The organism is Streptomyces sp. SID3212 (assembly GCF_009865405.1).
GTDB lineage: Bacteria > Actinomycetota > Actinomycetes > Streptomycetales > Streptomycetaceae > Streptomyces.
Window position 1 is genome coordinate 17,345 of record NZ_WWJY01000968.1, and the last position, 18,282, is coordinate 35,626.

Consider the following 18,282-nt stretch of genomic DNA (forward strand, 5'->3'; position numbering starts at 1 on the left):
CGGCCTATGTCCTACGCGGTGTGCGTCGTTGCGCGCCACCCGATGTCGGTAACCGTGGCGCGGATGTAGGCGAACTCCCTGGCGGTGAGCAGCGACCTGGCGCGCGTCGCGGGTACGTCGGTGATGGGACTCATAGCGGTGTGCCTCCTGTTCGGATGGATAGGCGGTGGTACACCGCCCCGGCCGGGGGTTCTCCCGAGAGGAGTCATCGGCCGGGGCGGGGGTCAGTGAGCGCGCGGCGCGTCGTCCGGTGCTGGCCCGAGGGTGAACCAGCCGGGCCGGATCGGGTTGCCGCGCGAGTCTCCGGCGGGGAAGCCGTGGTCGGCGCCACGGGAGTAGCACCCGCCGCAGCCATCCGGGGGCTGTGCCTTCACTTCCCGCAGGATGAGCAGGGGTAACTGGCGATGCGGCCCACGATGTTGCCGCGGTCGTCGGTCTCGTAGACGTCGGCGCGGGACCCGTTACAGCCGGGGGTAGGGCAGGGCACGTTCTGCGTTATCTGAGGCATTTGCCTTCTCCTTCACGGTGCGGTCTCGTCCGCAGCGCGGGCATGCGGTGCGGTGGATGTCGGTGAGGTATCCGGTGGCGCCATATCGGTAGGTGTCGACAATGGGTCCGCCGCAGGAGATGCACGGCGCGGGGTCGGTCGTGACGACGGCGTAGGGCGTCGCGCGGGTGGGGTAGCGCTCGCAGATGAGACAGGCGTAGGGCGTCTTCCCGTCTTCGTTCTCGACGTAGGCGATCGATTCGGGTGCTTGACAGAGGGGACAGATCAGGGCCATGGGGTCAATCTGGCGTTGCTGGCGCCAGGGGTACCTCGTGGACGGGCACGGTTCACTCCCAGGGGGGAACGAAGGTCACCCCGTGCTCGGGGCTGTAGGAAACGTGGCGCCTTTGGTCCGCAGGCGTGATCGGCGGACCGTTCCAGAGAGGGATCACGGGGATGTCCGCGTGCCTGGCCGTCATTGCCGCGCGCCGGCGGCGCGCGCCTTCCTCGCAAGCCTGGCGTGGGAGGGCGTTGCAAGGGGTGCAGCCGCCTGCGTGGTCCAGGAGCAGGAGGTAGGCCGCCTGGTGCTCCGGACTCGCCACGGGGGCCGTCATGGTGCGACGCCTCCGAGGCGCACGTCGCCGACCCGGAGCAGCTCGGCCAAGTCCTGTGGGTCGCAGAGCGTGCCGTACTGGGCTGGAGGCACAGCCCAGTACGGTCCTGCCGGCCCCTCCTTGGTGAGCACGGGTACGACGATCCAGGAGCCGCTACCGAGAACTACTGCGAGCGAGGAGCGCCACGTCTCTGTCGTCCTCGGTGGGACGAGCCCGTAGTACCAGCTGCCCGGGTCGGCGATGACGGGGCCGTCGAGCAACTCGGCCAGGGCGGCGGCCACGTCGGCGGGCGCGGTGCAGCCGATCGCAGCGTGTACCAGTTCCGCCCGCATACGGACCGCGTCGAAAGCTCGCCCTCCGCGCAGGAGCGCGGGCCGCCCGACACTCCAGTCCCCCAGGGGGATTCGTGGGTGGTCCTGGGAGGACAGCAGCCACTCGGTGACCGCCGGTTCGGATCGCATTTTGCTATCCACGCCTGCCCCTATCGTCATCAGGATTGGCTCTGATGACGACCGTAGGGGCGGGGCGGCGGGGGCAGGCGCACAGATTGTGCGCCCTCGGTCAGGCGGTCAGGAGGCCGAGCCTGACCGCCAGTTCGGATGCCCGGCGCCGGCGGTCCGGCACCCGGGACTCCGTCTCCTCCAAGATGATCGACTTCGCGTAGCCGTTGTACTTGATCGTTTCGGGCGCGGCCTCGTGCGCCCGCGCAAGGGTGTCGAGGGCCACGTCCGGCTGCGCGTCCAGCTGATAGGCGCGGGCCTCCTCGATCCGGTGGCGGGCGCGGCGCGGCCGCGAGGGGATTGTGGACGCCTCCGACGCGGTGGCCTGGCGTACGGACTCGCCGCCCTGGTGCAGTTCGACCGCCACGGTGACGGCGTGCGCGCTCATGATGGCCCTGGAGAACGAGGTCACCGGGTGAAAGTACCCGGCAGGCAACCGTTTGGCGATCTTGTTCGCCTCGTCCCAGAACCGCCACGCCGTACCCGTCTCCCGCATTCGCGCCGCGGTGTAACCGGCCTCGAAGGTGAGCGCCCCAACGATCGCGACGACCCCGTCAGAGGCACCCGGGAGACGCGGTTCGAGGTAGGCCAGGGCCTCCGACGTCACGGCTTCCGCCGCCTCGAAATGCCCTGGGCCTGAGTCGCGATGGGCCTGGGCGGTGAGCCACGCCGCTACGCCGATCGCATGGGGATCCTCGGAATCCTGGGCGGCGACCATGCCTCGCTCCGCCACACGCCACAGCAGAGCGGCATCCGGCTGATAGGCCACGAAGAACTGGGACAGACTGTAGACCTCCGAGAGCGCGCTCTGGGCCGTACGCCGCTCGTCGGAACGGTCTGCCTGCCGCACGGCGAGCTGCGCATCCCGGATCAGGTCGGGCAGAAGGGCTCCGACGACCTCGCGGTGGTTCGGCGCGTCATGCCGGGCGGACCAGGCGCTGGCGAGCCTGGCCCGGATGTGGGCGAGTGGCGGCGCCTCGCGGGCGGACGTCAGCGGGAAGGCGTCGAGCGCTGCTTTCACGCCAGCGAGGCGTGGGTGGCCGGGGCCTGCGAACAGGTCTACGTGCACGGATTGGTCTCCGGTGAGTTCGGCCAGGTCCCGTACGCGCAGCGCATCGGCGAGCCGAAAAATCGTTTCCAGCTTGGGTGTCTTGAGTCGGCCCTCTTCGAGTCCTCGGACCCAGGACGCAGAGCGGCCACACAGCCCACCGAGCTGCTCACGCGTCATGCCGCGTCGGGTGCGGAGGATTCTCAGCCGTTGCCCGAACGCGATCGGGCTGGCGTACGGGTCCGGGGTAGCATCAGATTGCACGGTCTCGCCCCTCTCCTACAGCTTCGTCACTGTCAGGTTAGGGGCGGGACCATTCTCATGTGCGCCAGGAACGCAAAGAGCGCCCCCTGTCCGGCCCTTACGGGTCGGACAGGGGGCTTTGCTACATGCTGCCGCGCGCTGCGGTGAGTTCGGGGTCCATTGGTACGAGCGGCATCCCGGCCGCGACCATCCGCTGGTCCTGCTGGTCGATGTGCGCGAGGGCCAGGCCGAGCAGCCGCTCCAGGCGGTCGCCGCGCTGGCGCTGTTCCTGCTCGGCGTCCTCCAGGTCGCCGACGCGGCGGTGCAGCGTGGACATCTGGTCCTGGAACCAGCTGTACATTTCGGGCGACACGACCCAGGTGTCAGCGGACTGCGGCGGGGCCGGGGTCAGCGGCTCCTGCGCGTCGGCGACTTCCTGCGGGGTGGTTCGGGTGCGGCCTCCCAGCCATGCGGTCGCGACCGCGCCGCCGGTCGAGACGAGGAGCGCCAGGACCCCGAGCCACCCGCCGCTAGCCGACTCCATACCGCACCACGATCTGCCGGGGGCGGGTGATCTCCGCGATGACCAGGATCAGCGCGGCGTGGGAGGCCCAGGGAGCGATGGCCCCCCACGCGGTGGAGCTGGTCCCGGTCATCCACCCGAGCGCATAGGCGACGGCCCACAGCAGCGGCGGCGCCATCGCGGCGCCGATGCCGGGCAGGTCCCGGCCAGCCGGGGCGAGGCAGTACCCGAGGCACACCAGCCCGGCCCCGATCCACCCCCAGCCCCAGGCCGCCATGGGCATGATGTCCAGGAGGACGGCGATGCCTCGGGTGGTGCCGTAGCGGGGCTGGACGGCGATGGACGCGCCGTAGCTGATCCAGGCGACCCCGGAGATCAGGAGCGACGTGCCGCGCCAGTCCAGCCGCGCCCAGAGCCGGGCGGACGCGGCCACCATCAGGCGCTCGGGCGCTTGTTGGGCACGGCGTAGGTGATGCCCAGGGCGCCGAGGACGGAGAGGACGGCGGTGACGCCCTCGCCGGTGGTGAAGGTCCCGTCGAGGACGGCGGTCGAGACGGAGGCGGCGCCGGCCGCGGCCGCGGCCGCGAGGGCCTTCGCGAAGCTGGAGACTCGCATGATGATTCCGTTCTACGAGGAGTGCAGGTCAGAAGGGGTCTGACATTCGCGGTGGTAAAAGAACCGCGAATGTCAGAGATGGCGAATCGCCGGGGTGTCAGGCCCAGAGCAGGTGCCAGGTGAGGGGGCCGGGCAGCCCGTCGGCGTCGGCGCGCAGCTGCGGCTCGGAGGCCTGGAACGCGGCGACCGCCTTCCGGTCGGCCTCGCCCCAACTCGGGCCCGGGCCGACCTTGTAGAACCGCCCGTAGCCGCGCGCCACGAGCTGCTTGCCGAGCTGCGTCACGTACGCGTTGGCCTTGCCGGGGCCGAAGAACTGGCGGCCGGGGAACGGCGGCCGGGTGGGTGGCTTGGGCTTGCCGGGCGTGGCCGCGTCCAGGCGGTCGCCGACCCGGGCCCGCATCGAGTCCATCGTGAAGCCGCGCGGGTCGACCTTGCCCGGCTGCCACTCCAGGTGACCGATCACCGACCCGGGCCCCCAGTCGTGGAACCGGCAGATCGCGGCGGCGGCCTTCTCGATCGCCTCCAGCTGGACATCAGGCCAGGGGTCCTTGCCGTCACCGAGGTTCTCGCACTCGAAGCCGTAGAAGTACCGGTTCCCGTCGGTGTTCGCCTCGTTGTCCGCCGGCAGCGCGCGCTCGTCCACCACGGCCTGGAGGACATCGTCGTCCCCGCTGCCCGCGTGGTTCGCCCGCCCGTACCCGACCAGGTGGACCCGGCCGTCCTTCGCGATCACGCCGTGGCACAGCGGGCCCGGCAGGGCCGCGTACCCGTGCCGGCAGATGTCGACGGTGGTGGCAGTGCCCTTGGTGACCGTGTGATGGATCATCACGCCGTGGACCGGGCCCCAGGGGCCCTTGTGGTTGCGGTTGTAGGTGCGCCAGTCGCCGACCTGGACAACCTCCAGGCCCTCGGCCAGGAGGATCTCCAGGAACCGCTTGGCGGTCATCGGTGTGGCCATGGGTCAGCCCTCCGGGTGCGTGGTGGTGGCGCGGACGGCCGCGACCGCCGCGGCGGCCCACGCCGCGCGGGTCCGGTCGCTGAGCTCCTCCCACGTGGGCAGCGGCTGGTCGTCGTACGTACGACCGTCGGTGGTCTGGCCGTACGCCGCATATGCGACGCGGCCCAGGTCCTGCGGGTCGTGCTGTGCCATGAGGTCCTCCGGGCATGCAGAGAGCCCCGGGCCGGGATCGGCGCGGGGCTCGGGGTGGGGTGGGTCAGGTTGCGGTCTGGTATGTGACGGTCCCGCGCACAGTCGTGCCGGCGGCCAGGGTCTCGGGGACGCTGGCGGACTGGTTGGCCGAGCGGGCGTTCGTTGCGCTCGCCGGGAACGTGAAGTTCGCGGACGACGCCCCGGTCGACACGGAGACCTGCCCGTGCCACACGTCCGTACCCACCAGCCGGGCGCTGCCCAGGTAGTGCACCGTGCTGGACGCCGCGGTGAAGGGCAGACCGTACAGATACGCACCGCTCCCGAGGGTCGTGGTGGACCCGATGGTCAGCAGCCACGACACGGTGCAGGTCCGGCCCACCTTGATGTACCGGCCGGTGATCGACCCATTCCCCAGGGTCGGCGGGGTGGGCGCGGACCAGGTCGGGGTGTACGTCGTCCACGCCGCGAAGATGCTGTTGAACTGGTCGCGGACTTCTGTGTTCATCATTGCCGCGGTGACGATCTCACCGACGGACCAGGTGCGTGGGGAGAACGTCACTGCGGTTCCTCGTCCTCGGCCGGCGGGTCAGCCGGCTCGGGGTCCGGCGGGGTGGCGGGGTTGGCCGGGTCGTCGGGGTGCCACCAGAACCGAAGATGCGGCTGGGGAATCGCCAGCAACTCGGCCTCGATCGCCTCGACTTCCTCCGGGGTGGGGACGACCATGGCGCACCACCCGTACCCGCACTGCGTGCACGCGGACCGGGGGTCGACCGGGCTGGTGACCTGCGCCGCCCCGCACACGCATTCCACCAGCCACCGGTTGCTGTCGATGCGGGCGAAGGCGACGTGATCCACGTCGCCTTCCGGTGGGGTGAGGCGCAGGTTGAGGCGGTACCCCATCCACACGAAGACCCGCTCGGCCAGGGGGATGCCAACCCAGGCGTCGCGTGGGAGTCGCGGGGGTGGCAGGTAGTACGTCTCGCTGCGGACGATCGCGATGGGCACGGGGACTCCTAGTAGGCGAGGCGGGTGGTCTGGTCGAGGACGCCGTACACCGGGTCTTCCAGGACCCACACGGAGTCGCGGGCGGCGGCGCTGGTACGGAAGGTGATCAGGTGGGACTGCTCGCCGATCTTCTCCGTGTAGCCCTCGACCACGACCCGCGCCTCGGGCGCGGTCTGGGGCGGCAGGTTGTAGACGGTGAAGTACGAGCTGATGTCCGCGTCGAGGATGTCCGCGTAGAACGGAAGGGTGTACGCCTGGATCGGGACTTCACGCAGCTCAGGCAAGGGATCGGCGTACCGGGAGATCGTCCAGTACGCCGCGTCCAGCACAGAGTTGTCGGTGACCTTCAGCAAGGTGAGCTGCTGCGGGTATTCGCCGAACGCGGCGATCGACTCGGGGGCGGTGACCCGCTGCGTCGCACCTCCGGGGCTCGACGCCTCCACCGAGTTGATCAGTTTCTGATCGTCGTCGGTGAGTTCGAGATCATTGGTGTCGAGGTCGGCGTGGTCGATGACGAAGACCTCGCCGCTGGGGTCCGGGTTGTACCGGACATCCCTTGACTGGTAAGCGAGTCCGAAGTAGTCCCGCTCCGCGTAGAGGCGGCCGGACTCGGTGGTCTCGACCTCACGCATCCGGGCCAGCGCCCCGGTACCGCCCTCACCCTGGGCCGCGATCGCGTCGTGGGTCGTCCCGAAGATGGTGACGCTGTCGACGCCGGCGTACCGAGCGAGCCGCTCGATCCGTTCGTCGGCAGGCTCGCCACCGAAAGCCGTGGTCCCCGCAGTCCAGTGGTCGGAGTAGACCAGGGCGGCCGGGCCGGTGCCGTGGTGGATCGCGACGTGTGCGATCTGCCCGGAGAACAACCGGGCGCCCCGGTATCCGCCGACGTGCAGGATTCTGTGGTTGATCATGGTGGGGATGGAGAGGGTGCCGCCCACCTGGAAGCCGTCGATCCACACGGTCTTGTTCGAGTTGTCGTGGACGACGTGGTGCCACTGGCCATTGGTCAGGACCCCGCTGCCCGTGGTCACCACGGACAGCGCGTCCCCGGTCTCCGTCGACTCGATCGTCAGCACGCCGGACGCGTTGAGGGCGAAGACGATCTGGTGGTCCAGCCCGGGTTCGTACAGGCCGAGGATCGCCCGGCTGACAGTGGTCGACTTGAACCAGAATTCCACCACGGGGGTCAACGAGGTGTGCTCGTCGGTCACGTTGCTGTCCGACTGAAAGCCGCCACCGAGGTCGCCGGTCAGATACTTGCCCGCGCTCGTGCTAGCGGGGGTGAAGGTCACGCTGGTGTCACCGCCCGCCGCCAGTCCGTCGGTGCCAAAGTCCAAGGTTCCGCCGGTGCTGACCTGGGTCTGTGCGATGGCCGCCGCGCCCCGGCCGGACAGGTCGCCGGCGGAGAACGCCCCGCTGGGTTCGGTGAGCGGGTAGTACGCGGACAGGAACGAGTAGATCCCGGTCAGGGTGTCCGACGTGCGGATCTCCTCGGCCAGGCAGGACTTGAGGACGGGCAACTTGTTGATCGGTTTCAGCTGGTCGGACGCGGAGATGTAGACCTTCGACTCCAGGCCCGCCCACCTGACGGGCAGGTCGTTGAGGACTCCCCAGAACCTGCTGTGCACGCGGTGGTTGGCGAGGTCGTACTCGACGTAGTCCGGGGCGCCGCCGGTGCGGGTGGCGACCAGCTCGACGGCGACCTGCTGTGCGGTGACCCAGGCCGGGGTGGCGAGGGTGCGGCGCACAGTCCAGGTGTAGCCGTCGTCCGAGGTCTCCCAGTACAACGATCCGGAGTCCTCGCGGATCCTCAGCCACAGGTTGCCCAGGCCGCTGCCGGTCAGCTCGGTGGCCCCGGCGTCGAAGTAGCCCACCTCGGACACCAGGCGCAGGGTCGCGGCCACCGGGCTGTACGTGAACCCCACCCGGGTCCCGGCCGTCGTGCCGGTCACCATCACACTGGCCGACGCCGCGCTGCTGCCGTTCACGGCGGGCAGGGCGGCGATCTTGATGCTGAACTGGCTGCCGGTCAGCACCCAGGAGCGCGCGGACTGGTAGGCCGCGGGCACCCCCGGTGTCAGCGGGATCCGCGCGCGGCCACCCACCTCGACCGCGCCGCCGTAACTGTTGGGCCACAGCGCCGCGTCCACGCTCCCGTTGTCGAAGTCGTCGGCCAACTGGACGAGGGGCCACGGTGCGGCGCCGGTGCGCGCTGTTGTCGTGGTCACCGCGAAGCGAACCGGCGTGTTCCGCCGCACGAACGGATACCACACCGAGGTCGCGTTGCCCGGAGTCAGCGCCCCGTCCTCGTTGTCCAGGACCGCCGTCATGGTGGCGACCTGGGTCTCGGCCTTCTCGTCGGCGGCGCCCCGGCTGATGTCGACCAGCGAGGGCATGTGGACGCGCTGGCTGATGTCCGTCCACGTGATCGAGCTGGGGTCGGAGATCAGTCCGCCCCAGCCCACCTCCATCAGCACAGCCACGTCAGGGCCTCCCGCCGGTTCCGGTGTAGCGCCCGTACTTGGTTTGCAGGGTGTCGATCATCCGAGCCGTTGCCACCGGGTCGACCACGAGCCCGGGGATGGTGATGTGCAGGCACGTCACGTGAGTACCCGTCGTCGCCATCGCTGCGCTGGGCAGGACGGCGGCGCCCATCACCGGGCGGACCGAGGAGACCCGGCCGGCCACCGTGTTCATCGCCCGGTCGAGGAAAGGGATACCGGCCAGCGCGCCAACGCCGACACCCTTCGTGGCGTTCTCGCCGTGCGGCATCATCACCCTGGCGGGCGAGTTGATGCCCAGGGCTTTCTTGATGGCCTTCTCCATGCCCTTGGCGATCTTCACCATCTGGGCTTCGATGGCCTTCTGCTCCCCGGCCAGCCCGGCGAGGAAGCCCTTGCCGCTGTTCTTGCCCGCGTCGTAGAGCGCATCCGCACCGACCCGGCCAAGGGTCGCGGTGCTCGCGTCGAGGTCCGACTGGAGCTTGTTGATGCTGGCGAACGTGGCCTTGTCCGCACCCATCAACGCCGACGCGTAGGCGCCCCCAGCCTCCGGGCCCATGTTGAGGATCTGCCGCAGCAGCCCCTTATTCAGGCCCTTCTTCGACAGGGCGTAGATCCGCGACGAGAACGTCTTGATCTCGGCGAGCTTCGCCGCGAGGCCGCCCTTGATGGAGCCGGCCGTGACCTCCTCCGGCTGGAGCCCGAGACTGCTGAGCCCCGCGCCCTGGCGGGCGTTGTCCCGGATCTCCTTCTCGTACGCCTTCGCCGCCTTGATCTTCGCCGCGACGACGTCCCTCTTGGTGGCCAGCGCCTGGAGCTTCGCCGTGTCCCGGTTGACCATGGCGACGAGCTGGGAATCCTTCGTGGACTTGGTGCCCTTCCACGCCTTCCAGATGTCCGCCACCAGGTCCTTCGCCATGGCGGCGATCCTGGCCTTGGACCCGGTCAATCCAGCGACGAAGCCCTTGCCCGTGTCGTCGGCGAGCGCCTTCGTCTTCCTCGACGGGGAGGCGATCTCCAGCTCCGCCCGGATGCCGCTCTCGACGGCCGCGGCCATCGCGCGGCTGGCCTTCTCCACCGGGGCCAGCGAGGACCGGAGCCCGGAGGCCAGGCCGCGCCCTGCGTCCCGTCCGGCACTCGACATGGCGCCACCGGACGGACCGGCCGCCGCCATCTCCAAGCGCCCGTCGTTCAGGGCATCGAGCATCGGCAGCCCGTACTTCGCCACCGACTTGGCCTTGATCACGTACTCGTTGTCGGACAGGAACGTGGCGATCGAGTCGGACGTCTCCGTGCCCGGACCGCGTACGTGTCCCCCGCCGGGGAAGCCCACCGGACCGCCGGCAGCGCGGTGGATCGGGCCGCCCTTCGCCCGGTAGTTCGCGTTGTTCCGGGCGACGGTGCTGGTCATGTTGATGGTGTGGACCGTGACGGTCTTGCCCTGGATCCGGGCGATGGCCGCCTGGATCGCACGGGCTGTGGCGGACGCCGCGTCCCGCGCGCGGATGTCGACCGTCTTGGACTTGATTGTCTGCAACTCGCCGCGAGCGGCGGCAGCCTTCTGCTGAAGGTCGTTGATCCGCGCCAGCAGATCGGCCCGCTTGCTGGCAGGAACGGACTTGAGCTGCCCCTTCGCCGTCGCGATCTGCGACTCCCAGTTGTTGATGTTCATCTGGAGTCGGCCGGCCTGGAGCTTGGGCAGGGCGCCTTCGGCGAACTCGCGGGTGGACGCCTCCGCAGACTTGAGCCCGGAGACGTAGCTGTCCTTGAACGACGCGAACGCCTGGTCGGCGGACTTGAGCTTGCCGCCGATACCGGGGATCCAGCCGAACGTGGCAGCCGCCGCGTGCAGGACGCCGCCCAGCGAGCTGACCATGCCGCCCGTGACCATGCGGAAGATGCCCAGCATCCCGGGGAGGTTGCTGATCACGGAACCCGCGATGTCGATGACGCCGCTGGAGAAGGACCGCGCGAACTCCTGGATCGCACCCTTGTTCTCGTTGACGTTGTCGAGCAGGCTCTGGAGCGGGCCCTTGGCCTTGTCGACCTCGGAGAACGCGGGCATGAAGCTGCCGAAGATCGCGGCGGCCATGTCCTTCACGGTCGGACCGATGAGGCCGAGGACGGTGGTCACGGCCTTCACCCCGAAGGCCAGGTCGTGGAAAACGGGCGACAGCCACTTGGCCGCACCGCCAAGCCCGTCCATCAGGACGGATACGGCTTTGCCTCCGAAGTCGGCCAGCTCGCCGAGGAGTGGGCCGAAGGCGTCGGCGACGGAACCAGAGAGCCGGCCGAAGGCGGGCAGGACCCGGTTGACCGCACCGAACAACCCGTCGAGCAGGGCCGACGCACCACCGACGCCAGTCTTGAGCCCGTCGAAGAATCCGGCCAGCCCACCGCCGCCCTTGCCGAGGAGCCCGGAGATCCCGGACGAGAACGACCGGAGGGTGGGGCCGCTGGCCGCGCCGAAGTCGACCAGCGCCCGTACGAACGGGCCCATGCTGGACGTCAGGTCTTTGACGAAGACGTTGCCCAGCTTGAGGGTCTGGCCGAAGTCCTTCTGGAACCCGGAGTCCTTCATGAGCCGGGAGGCGCCGGCCGCCGCGTCGCCGAGGCCGCCACCCAGCTCGGTCATGCCCTTGCCGAGGATGTCAACGACCGGGCCGGCTTCCCTCGCGGCCTTGGTGAACCCGGGCAGCATGGCCTTCTGGATCGGCCCGGCCAGCTCTGAGAATTCCTTCTTGACTCCGACCAGGGCCTTGGTGAACTCCCGTGCGGGCGCGGGCAGTTTCTTCAGGGCCTTGGCGTACTCCTTCTTGTCGGTCGTCGCGAGGGCGACCGCCTCGCCGACCCCCTTGAACCCCAACTTCACGGTGCCCGCGAGCAGGCCGAGCCCCGCCAGCATCGGGATGAGAGCGCCGAGCGCCGGCAGCAGCGAGAGGGCAGCGATCGCCGCGACGATGCCCATGCTGCCGCTGAGGCCGCCGCCCTTGCCGAGGGATTCCGAAGCGCCGTCACCGGCGCCGACCAAGCTGCGAAGGCGGGAGGCCAGCCCGCCGACCGCACCGTCGGCGGTGTTCGCCCCGTCGCCCGCACCGAGGAACCGGCCGCGCGCATCGCGTAGCCGCCCGTTCGCGTCGCGGGTGTAGTTGCTCAGGGTGCCGAGCTGGTTGTTCACCACGGTGGTCGCGCTCGCCACCCGGGTCAGGGCCGGGGCGAGCTGCGCGGCGTGAGCGGCCATGACCCGGGTCGCCTCGCCGGTGGACAGGAAGTGGCCGCGCGCGTCATGCAGGCGGCCTTGGCTGTCGCGGGTGAACCGGCCGACGGCCTGGTTGCTGTGGTTCATGGCGCCGGTGATCCGCCGATCCAGGCGGTCGGCGGAGTCCCCTGCCCGGTCGAGGGTGGTGGAGAGGTTGTCGCGTCCGTCTAGGACGAACGTCATACGCTCAGCCATGCGCGACCGCCTCCATCTGTGCTTTGGCCTGGGCCTCGCGGCGGTCGAGGTAATCGACGTAGGTGTAGAACTCGGTGACGGTCAGGTCATCGATGTCGCGTGCGCCGAGTCCGAGGCGCTCGGCGAACTGGCCGAGGTAGGTCAGGACCGTTTCGTCAAGGTCCGGCTCCCGGTCGCGGGCGTCGCCTCTTTTGGGCCCGACGCTTCGGGGTCCTGCGCCGCAGTCAGCTCATCGACCACGGCCTGCGCCGCCGCGACGTCGGCGGCGTTGCGGACCAGGCGGTCGATCTCCTCCTGGCGTTCCTTGTCGGTGACGTCAGCGGCGAGGGCCACACCCGCGTACTCGCGGACCTCGCGCTGGTCCCACTGGGATCGCAGCTGGTCGATGGTCGGGTCGAACTCGCTGAGGCGAAGAGCCGGGGTGGTGCGCTTCTTCATCACCCACACCACCGCCCGCAGCGAGTCCGGGTCGTCGCCGAGGATGCCGCGCTTCACCTCGCCCCACTGGCGGTCGATCGTGCGGCATACGATCGCGGCCTCCGACGTGAGGAGCTTGCTCGCATCGAACAGCTCGGGCTCGCCGGTCTCGGGGGTGTACTTGATGATCACTGGTGCTCCTGGCGTGGTCAGCCGCCGAGATCGCGGCGGACGTCGTCGGTGACGCGCTGCACTTCGGCGCGCATACGGGCTTCGTGCTGGCGCACGGTGTTCGTCCACCACAGGGGCGTGACCCACTGGTTGACCCACCGGCGCCGGTTGTTGAACACGGGGTGGCGCAGGCGCCCCGAGTACTCGTCGTTCAGGGCCTTGGCCATGTTCTTCAGGTCGGACGGCAGTCGGCCCTTGTCGACCCACACGCGGGCCCCGGGGTTGCCGCTGGTCCGGACGCTGATGCGGATCGCCTGCGCGAGCGTGCGGCGCAGCGGGCGGCTGGTGCCCGGCGGTCCGCCACGCTTCCCCGCGGACCGGCCGGGGCTGGTGATCGACAGGTTCGTCATCACGTCGACCAGGTCGCGGTGCAGCGGCTCGGCCGCGCGGCGGATGCGCCTCTGGAAGTTCTGCTGGACGGGCGCCCCGGACGCGGCACGCAGGCGCCGGCTCAGGTCCAGCAGTTGACCGGTGCCCTGGATCTGGATGCTGCTGGCCACGACGCCCCTCCGGTCAGAGAGTGATGTCCGTGGACATGTACTCGATCGCGGGCAGGTTCGTCCCGTCGAAGAGCCCCTCGAAGCTGAGGGTCGGCTTGATCACTTCGTAGCCCTCGACCGTCGGCGGCCCCTCGTTGAACTTGATCACCGGCAACTTGATCCGGAACGTCTCCCGGTACGTGCTCGCGATGATCGGGCCGATGAACTCCCACACGAACGCGGTCCCGGCGTCGGAGGTGTTCATGTCGTCAAGGACCGTGTCGACGTAGTCCATCTCGACGCTGCCGGTGATCTTCGTCAGGTCGTTGGAGATCGGTTCCTTCTTCGTCGCCGAGGAGTTCGCGTAGAAGCGGTCCGTCGCCTGCGGGCGCTCGAACTTGACGGACACCTTGCGGATGCCGTCACGCGCGGTCTCCGTGCCGTAGCTGCCGGTCTTCACGGCCATCTGCGCGAAGTGGAACGGGGCCATGCCCGTCGGGTACGACGCGGCGGCCAGGGTCTGCGTCTCGTCCACGCCCTGGGCGTCGATCTCCAGGCTGACGGTCAGCATCCCGCCGACCTCACAGCTGAACTCAGCGCTGATGATCTTGCAGCCGACGAACGTCTTGTCGGTGACGGTGCCCGTCGTCAGCGGGATTCCCTGCTGGATCGTCAGGCTCTTGCCGACGACGTCGGCGAGGGTGTGGGTCTGGAGGTACGCGGCCGTGGCCATCTGCTGCACCGGGGTCACGGTGGTGCCCATGAAGTTCTGGAGGATCAGGCCCATGAGCTTGTTCATGACCTCCATCTCCACCGTTCCCGCGCCCTCCCTCTGAGTCACCACACGCCGCGACGCCACTGCCAGCTGCCGGCCGGCCGCGATGCCCGAGGACTGCGCGGTCGTCTTCTTGTACGCCAGCGACGACTTGCTGAACTCGGGGAACAGCGTCGGCGCCACGTAGGTGCCGTAGGTCGACTCGGCGGCCAGGCCGATCTGTGCGCCGAGGCCGGATCCGATCCCCATGGATCAGCCCTCCTTCTGCTGCGGCTTGACCGCGGCCTTCTTCGCCGGCGGGGGCGGTGTCTCGTCCTTGGGCTCCTCGACCGACTCCCACGTCTGCGGCTGGCAGACGTAGGCGGCGTACCGGGAGTCGGGGACCTCGACGGTCTCGTCCAGCTGGACGACGCGAGACGCCCCCAGCTCCGGCACGTGGACGGGGACGGGTCCGATGTAGCGCACGCGCGCCATGGGTTCCTCCTGGAAGGTGGAGCGGGTCAGAGCCGGGAGCGGCCGGTGATCGTGAAGGCGATGCCGGCCCTGGCCCCTTGGTCGGTGAATGCCTGCTGAAGGGAGGCGTTGGCCAGCTGTGCCCAGAGGGCCGACCCGTTCAGGGTGGGCGCCTCAGGGTTCGCGTCCGATGCGCGCAGCGCGACCTCGACCAGCCCCAGCAGCTCGAAGGCCCTGCGTCGGCGCGGGCCGATCTCTGCGTCTCCGGTCCAGGACTCGACCCAGCCCGCGATGCTGAAGTCCTCGTCCCGGGTCCGGGCGCCAGCGGCGTTGAACCGCTGCTGAAGCTCAGCGGCTGTGCTGTCTGTGAGGGTCCATCCCACGGCGACGAACTCCGTGGCGGACATGTCTTCCGCCGGCGGTCCGTCGATCACCTGGATCCCGTTCAGGCCGGGGTCCGCCCGCAGGACAGCGATCAGTTGATCTATGACTCCGGGCACGGCGGAGGTGTACATCTATGCCATTCCTGGGGGGAGTTGGTCCGGGCTCAGCAGCTGCATGGCCCGGTTGGGGATGGCGTAGCCCAGGCCCGGCACCGGCTCGGTGACGTCGTAGTCGGAGGTTCCCATCTGCGGCCGGCCGGGGCCCTGCCTGGTCCGCCAGAGGTGCTGGAGGATCAGCTTGCCGGCAGAGGTGATGTTGTCCTGGACGATGCGCCGGCCTGCTGTGTAGACGACGCGCAGCGGCCCGTGGAACAGGCCTCCGTCGAGGCGGCGCAGGATGCCCGTCGCGGGGTCGAGGTCGGTGTCGGCGACCTCGTACGGACTGTCCCCGGACAGGACTGCCTCGATCGCCGACACCTCGACGGCCGGCACCTGGCGCAGCGCCAGGACGTCGGCGCGGCGGACGTTGTGCAGCTCGGTGACCGTACGGATCGCGACCGGACCGACGAACCATTCAACGCCGCGGGTCGTCGTGTCGATCCACTCCCGCAGCTCCTCGTCCTCGTTCGTGGAGGTGAGTCGCAGGTGCTTGCGGCCGTCGGCCAGCGAGAACATCGCGTGCGTCGTGGCCGGTTGGACGTCGAGGACGTCGGTGTACGCGTGGGCCGGGCCGGTGAACACCCACCTCAGGGTGTGGCGCCCGGGCTGGACGGTGACGTAGTCGGCCTGGTAGCTGCCGGTCACGGTCTCGATGGCGGGGACCGTGGTGGTGGTGCCGTCGGGCAGACCGAGGGTCAGAGTGACGGTGGCGGCGGTGGCCGGGGCGCCGCCGGGGTCGCGGCACGTGGCCGTCAGGCGGGCGGTCGAGCCGAGGTCGAACGGCACGGCTGGCCTCCTGTCACCACGCGCGACGCTCGGGCTGGCCCGCGCGACCACCCCGTCGCGAGTCGTCGGCCGCGACCTCCGCCCCGGTCTCGTCCTCTGTCCGTCCGGCGGTGCGGGCGCGGGCCCGCGCGAGGATCGCCTCCCGCTCCTTGAGGATGGTCTTCCGCGCCTCGCCGGCCGCCTCCAGGTCCAGCACCCGCAGCACCTCCGCTTCGTCGGCGTCCTCCAGGTGGGCGAGGACGCTGGGGACGTTGTGGCCGATCGGATCGAACACGTCCTCCCCCTCGTCCTCGTCAGCCTCGGCAGAGTCGTCCGGCTCGCCGGCGGCAGGGGCCGCCGAGGGCGCGCCGGCCGGTTCGCTGCCGACGGGGTCGGGCTGCTCGGCGGAGGAGGGGGTCCCCTCGACCGGCTGCTCGGTGGGCAGGTCGACGGTCACGGACCACGACGCCTCGGTGTAGGACCCGTCGTCGTCCACGAGGGCCTCGACCAACGTTGCGCCGAGGACGGGCAGGTCGGCCCCGTCCGTAGTCCTGACGGTGATCCTCGGCGGTTCGTCGGTGAAGGCCGGCGCCGGTCCGCTGTCGTCGGCCCGTACGGCGCGGTGTCCGTCGGCCCAGCTGGCGGCCTGCTCCTCGGGCAGGTCGACCACGTCGCCCGGTGCCCAGGAGAAGTTGTCGCCGGCGGCCGCCTCCAGGATCCGGATGCGCGCCATCAGGCGTGCACCACCGGGGCGGTACGCGGGTTGGCCAGCAGCACCGACGCGCCGTACGTACCGCCCGACGTGGTCCCCGAGGCGGTGACGGCCGCGCGTACGTACCGCTTGATGCCCTTGTACCCGACGACGAACATCTTGTTGTCGTCGGCCGCGCCGATGGACGGCTCGGTGCCCTGCAACTCGGAGGCCGCCACAGAGGTGAACGTGGCGTTGTCATCGGACTCCTGCACGTCGATGGCATGCGTGCCGTCGGTGATCGTCCCGGTGTGCACGATGATCATGACGTCCTGGAACGCGGCCCCGCTGAGGTAGCGGTCGACGCCGGTGCCGTTCGCCGAGGCGGTGCGGGCGGCGATCGCCAAAGTCTCCCGCACGGTGATGTTGCTGTACGCGTCCCTCATGACGCACTCCTTCGTGTGAATGCCGACGGGCCCAGGCACGGCAGCCTGGGCCCGTACGTGCGGGTGGTCAGGATGCGGCGTGCTGGTACAGGCGGATCGCGGACGAGTCCTGGATCCCGCCGTCCATACGGGCGAAGCCGAGGAAGGCGACCTGGAGGTACTCGGCGTACCGCTCGACCAGGCGCAGGGTCTGCACGGCCTGGACCTGGCGGATGACGTAGCCCGCCTTGAAGTCGCCGAACGCGATCGTCTTCGCCGAGGCGGCCGGGATCGGCATCGAGTTGTCGAGGGTGTACTCGAACCCGTTGATCGTGGACGGGAAGCCGGGCGCCGGGACGGGAGTCCACAGCGGCCGGGACTGTCCGTCCTTCAACTTGCGGATGACCTTCAGCGTGAAGTCGTGCATCAGGTAACGGCCGTTCGGCCGGTACGCGCTGTCGACGCTGTGCTCCAGGTCGATCAGGTCGTCGTAGATGACGGACGTGGTCTGACCGCCTGCTCCCTGCTTCCCGACGGCCGCGCCGGTCGTCAGACCCTCGGGCTGGTCGACGCCGGTTCCCGTGGTCCAGGCGCGGGCGGCGCGGCGGCCGATGCGCTCGCCCAGCTTCTTCGGCACCCACGACTCCAGGCCGAACGCCGAGTCCTGGAGGAGCGACAGCGACAGCCGGACCTGCTTGGACGAGAAGATGTGGGCCTTGAGCGTCTTCCCGCCGACCGCCAGGTCCTGCTCGCCGGCGGGCTGGTTCTCGCCGAGGATCTCGCCCTCGTTGCTGGTGTCGTCGTTCGTCGGCCACTTCAGGTCCGCACCGGTCGACGTCGTGATGACGTCGGCCAGGCCGAGGAGGCCGCCGAAGGCCTTCATCGTCTCGGTCATGATGTTGCGGAACTCCTCGGGGACGGTGAACCCGCCCGCCGTGTCGATGCCCGCGCCCATCGCGCGCAGGTCGACCTCGTGATCCATCATCATGTTCCGCTGGTCCGGGCTGAGCCGGTCCATGCCGCCGCGCAGGTAGACCCCGAAGGTGTCGGCGTACCGCTTCGCCTTCTCCGCAGCGTCGCCGCCGCGGCGCCCCTCGGGCTCGCCGGTGGTGGTGACGATCTGGCTGCGGTCGATCTTGTCGAGCGCGGCCATCTTGTTGATGCGCTCGATGTCGCCGGACACCTCGGTCAGCCGCGCCTCGGCGGCGTCCCAGTTGGTGCGCTCCTCGGCCGTCCAGTCGCGCTCCTCGCGCTCGGCGAGGGTCTGGATGTCCTGCATCCGCTGCCACGTCTTGTTCTGCTCATCGATGAGCCGGTCCAGCTGAGCGGGCATGTCTGATCCTTTCCAGGCATGACAAAGCCCC

Annotated in this window: 22 protein-coding genes; all 22 read right to left on the minus strand. The window is 69.8% G+C overall.

All coding sequences use genetic code 11. The features are described 5' to 3' along the window. Positions 1 to 11: 11 nt before the first annotated feature. Complete coding sequence (locus GT042_RS39960) at positions 12 to 134, minus strand: hypothetical protein (protein ID WP_272925769.1); 123 nt, start codon at positions 132 to 134, stop codon at positions 12 to 14. A gap of 327 nt (positions 135 to 461) precedes the next feature. Beyond that, entirely contained in the window at positions 462 to 782 is a 321-nt protein-coding gene (locus GT042_RS28840) for a hypothetical protein (protein ID WP_161311640.1), read from the minus strand. 315 nt (positions 783 to 1,097) lie between these two features. After that, entirely contained in the window at positions 1,098 to 1,562 is a 465-nt protein-coding gene (locus GT042_RS28845) for a hypothetical protein (RefSeq protein WP_161311641.1), read from the minus strand. A 100-nt stretch (positions 1,563 to 1,662) separates the two neighbouring features. Beyond that, positions 1,663 to 2,913, minus strand: coding sequence for a helix-turn-helix domain-containing protein (locus GT042_RS28850; protein WP_161311642.1), 1,251 nt, complete (start codon positions 2,911 to 2,913; stop codon positions 1,663 to 1,665). Between the two features lie 121 nt (positions 2,914 to 3,034). Continuing rightward, a complete protein-coding gene (locus GT042_RS28855; protein WP_161311643.1) occupies positions 3,035 to 3,436 on the minus strand; it encodes a hypothetical protein in 402 nt (133 codons plus the stop codon). Further along, positions 3,423 to 3,851, minus strand: coding sequence for a hypothetical protein (locus GT042_RS28860; protein WP_161311644.1), 429 nt, complete (start codon positions 3,849 to 3,851; stop codon positions 3,423 to 3,425). The genes GT042_RS28855 and GT042_RS28860 overlap by 14 nt, the downstream gene beginning before the upstream one ends. Beyond that, positions 3,851 to 4,030, minus strand: coding sequence for a hypothetical protein (locus GT042_RS28865; protein WP_161311645.1), 180 nt, complete (start codon positions 4,028 to 4,030; stop codon positions 3,851 to 3,853). Before GT042_RS28865 ends, GT042_RS28860 begins: the two co-directional genes overlap by 1 nt. A gap of 97 nt (positions 4,031 to 4,127) precedes the next feature. Continuing rightward, positions 4,128 to 4,988, minus strand: coding sequence for a peptidoglycan-binding protein (locus tag GT042_RS28870; protein ID WP_161311646.1), 861 nt, complete (start codon positions 4,986 to 4,988; stop codon positions 4,128 to 4,130). A 3-nt stretch (positions 4,989 to 4,991) separates the two neighbouring features. Beyond that, positions 4,992 to 5,180 (minus strand): hypothetical protein, encoded by a 189-nt coding sequence (locus GT042_RS28875; protein WP_161311647.1) that lies wholly within the window; start codon positions 5,178 to 5,180, stop codon positions 4,992 to 4,994. A gap of 64 nt (positions 5,181 to 5,244) precedes the next feature. Then, positions 5,245 to 5,739 carry a hypothetical protein gene (locus GT042_RS28880; RefSeq protein ID WP_161311648.1) on the minus strand — a complete coding sequence of 165 codons (495 nt, stop codon included), beginning with the start codon at positions 5,737 to 5,739 and terminating at the stop codon, positions 5,245 to 5,247. Continuing rightward, the gene (locus GT042_RS28885) at positions 5,736 to 6,185 is read right to left on the minus strand and encodes a hypothetical protein (RefSeq protein ID WP_161311649.1); all 450 of its coding nucleotides are present in this window, start codon (positions 6,183 to 6,185) and stop codon (positions 5,736 to 5,738) included. Before GT042_RS28885 ends, GT042_RS28880 begins: the two co-directional genes overlap by 4 nt. A gap of 8 nt (positions 6,186 to 6,193) precedes the next feature. Beyond that, complete coding sequence (locus GT042_RS28890; RefSeq protein WP_161311650.1) at positions 6,194 to 8,668, minus strand: LamG-like jellyroll fold domain-containing protein; 2,475 nt, start codon at positions 8,666 to 8,668, stop codon at positions 6,194 to 6,196. Between the two features lies 1 nt (position 8,669). Next, positions 8,670 to 12,140 carry a hypothetical protein gene (locus GT042_RS28895; protein WP_161311651.1) on the minus strand — a complete coding sequence of 1,157 codons (3,471 nt, stop codon included), beginning with the start codon at positions 12,138 to 12,140 and terminating at the stop codon, positions 8,670 to 8,672. A 141-nt stretch (positions 12,141 to 12,281) separates the two neighbouring features. Next, the gene (locus tag GT042_RS28900) at positions 12,282 to 12,749 is read right to left on the minus strand and encodes a hypothetical protein (protein WP_161311652.1); all 468 of its coding nucleotides are present in this window, start codon (positions 12,747 to 12,749) and stop codon (positions 12,282 to 12,284) included. Positions 12,750 to 12,766: 17 nt separating this feature from the next. Beyond that, entirely contained in the window at positions 12,767 to 13,288 is a 522-nt protein-coding gene (locus GT042_RS28905; RefSeq protein WP_161311653.1) for a hypothetical protein, read from the minus strand. 13 nt (positions 13,289 to 13,301) lie between these two features. Beyond that, positions 13,302 to 14,291 (minus strand): phage tail tube protein, encoded by a 990-nt coding sequence (locus GT042_RS28910; RefSeq protein WP_161311654.1) that lies wholly within the window; start codon positions 14,289 to 14,291, stop codon positions 13,302 to 13,304. Positions 14,292 to 14,294: 3 nt separating this feature from the next. Next, positions 14,295 to 14,516 (minus strand): hypothetical protein, encoded by a 222-nt coding sequence (locus GT042_RS28915; RefSeq protein ID WP_161311655.1) that lies wholly within the window; start codon positions 14,514 to 14,516, stop codon positions 14,295 to 14,297. A gap of 26 nt (positions 14,517 to 14,542) precedes the next feature. Beyond that, positions 14,543 to 15,010, minus strand: a complete 468-nt coding sequence (locus GT042_RS28920) for a hypothetical protein (RefSeq protein WP_161311656.1) — start codon at positions 15,008 to 15,010, stop codon at positions 14,543 to 14,545. Then, positions 15,011 to 15,823, minus strand: a complete 813-nt coding sequence (locus GT042_RS28925) for a hypothetical protein (protein WP_161311657.1) — start codon at positions 15,821 to 15,823, stop codon at positions 15,011 to 15,013. A 13-nt stretch (positions 15,824 to 15,836) separates the two neighbouring features. Next, a complete protein-coding gene (locus tag GT042_RS28930) occupies positions 15,837 to 16,535 on the minus strand; it encodes a hypothetical protein (protein ID WP_161311658.1) in 699 nt (232 codons plus the stop codon). Continuing rightward, the gene (locus GT042_RS28935; RefSeq protein WP_161311659.1) at positions 16,535 to 16,939 is read right to left on the minus strand and encodes a hypothetical protein; all 405 of its coding nucleotides are present in this window, start codon (positions 16,937 to 16,939) and stop codon (positions 16,535 to 16,537) included. The genes GT042_RS28930 and GT042_RS28935 overlap by 1 nt, the downstream gene beginning before the upstream one ends. Before the next feature lie 67 nt (positions 16,940 to 17,006). Beyond that, positions 17,007 to 18,251 carry a phage major capsid protein gene (locus GT042_RS28940; protein ID WP_161311660.1) on the minus strand — a complete coding sequence of 415 codons (1,245 nt, stop codon included), beginning with the start codon at positions 18,249 to 18,251 and terminating at the stop codon, positions 17,007 to 17,009. Positions 18,252 to 18,282: the final 31 nt, after the last annotated feature.

Excerpts from the sequence above, each read along its gene's own strand:
- GT042_RS28845 (WP_161311641.1), bottom strand. The coding sequence starts at position 1,562 with ATGCGATCCGAACCGGCGGTCACCGAGTGGCTGCTGTCCTCCCAGGAC.
- GT042_RS28860 (WP_161311644.1), bottom strand. The coding sequence starts at position 3,851 with ATGGTGGCCGCGTCCGCCCGGCTCTGGGCGCGGCTGGACTGGCGCGGC.
- GT042_RS28870 (WP_161311646.1), bottom strand. The coding sequence starts at position 4,988 with ATGGCCACACCGATGACCGCCAAGCGGTTCCTGGAGATCCTCCTGGCC.
- GT042_RS28920 (WP_161311656.1), bottom strand. The coding sequence starts at position 15,010 with ATGTACACCTCCGCCGTGCCCGGAGTCATAGATCAACTGATCGCTGTC.
- GT042_RS28940 (WP_161311660.1), bottom strand. The coding sequence starts at position 18,251 with ATGCCCGCTCAGCTGGACCGGCTCATCGATGAGCAGAACAAGACGTGG.
- GT042_RS28895 (WP_161311651.1), bottom strand. The coding sequence starts at position 12,140 with ATGGCTGAGCGTATGACGTTCGTCCTAGACGGACGCGACAACCTCTCC.
- GT042_RS28930 (WP_161311658.1), bottom strand. The coding sequence starts at position 16,535 with ATGGCGCGCATCCGGATCCTGGAGGCGGCCGCCGGCGACAACTTCTCC.
- GT042_RS39960 (WP_272925769.1), bottom strand. The coding sequence starts at position 134 with ATGAGTCCCATCACCGACGTACCCGCGACGCGCGCCAGGTCGCTGCTC.
- GT042_RS28915 (WP_161311655.1), bottom strand. The coding sequence starts at position 14,516 with ATGGCGCGCGTGCGCTACATCGGACCCGTCCCCGTCCACGTGCCGGAG.
- GT042_RS28840 (WP_161311640.1), bottom strand. The coding sequence starts at position 782 with ATGGCCCTGATCTGTCCCCTCTGTCAAGCACCCGAATCGATCGCCTAC.
- GT042_RS28875 (WP_161311647.1), bottom strand. The coding sequence starts at position 5,180 with ATGGCACAGCACGACCCGCAGGACCTGGGCCGCGTCGCATATGCGGCG.
- GT042_RS28910 (WP_161311654.1), bottom strand. The coding sequence starts at position 14,291 with ATGGGGATCGGATCCGGCCTCGGCGCACAGATCGGCCTGGCCGCCGAG.
- GT042_RS28855 (WP_161311643.1), bottom strand. The coding sequence starts at position 3,436 with ATGGAGTCGGCTAGCGGCGGGTGGCTCGGGGTCCTGGCGCTCCTCGTC.
- GT042_RS28935 (WP_161311659.1), bottom strand. The coding sequence starts at position 16,939 with ATGAGGGACGCGTACAGCAACATCACCGTGCGGGAGACTTTGGCGATC.
- GT042_RS28865 (WP_161311645.1), bottom strand. The coding sequence starts at position 4,030 with ATGCGAGTCTCCAGCTTCGCGAAGGCCCTCGCGGCCGCGGCCGCGGCC.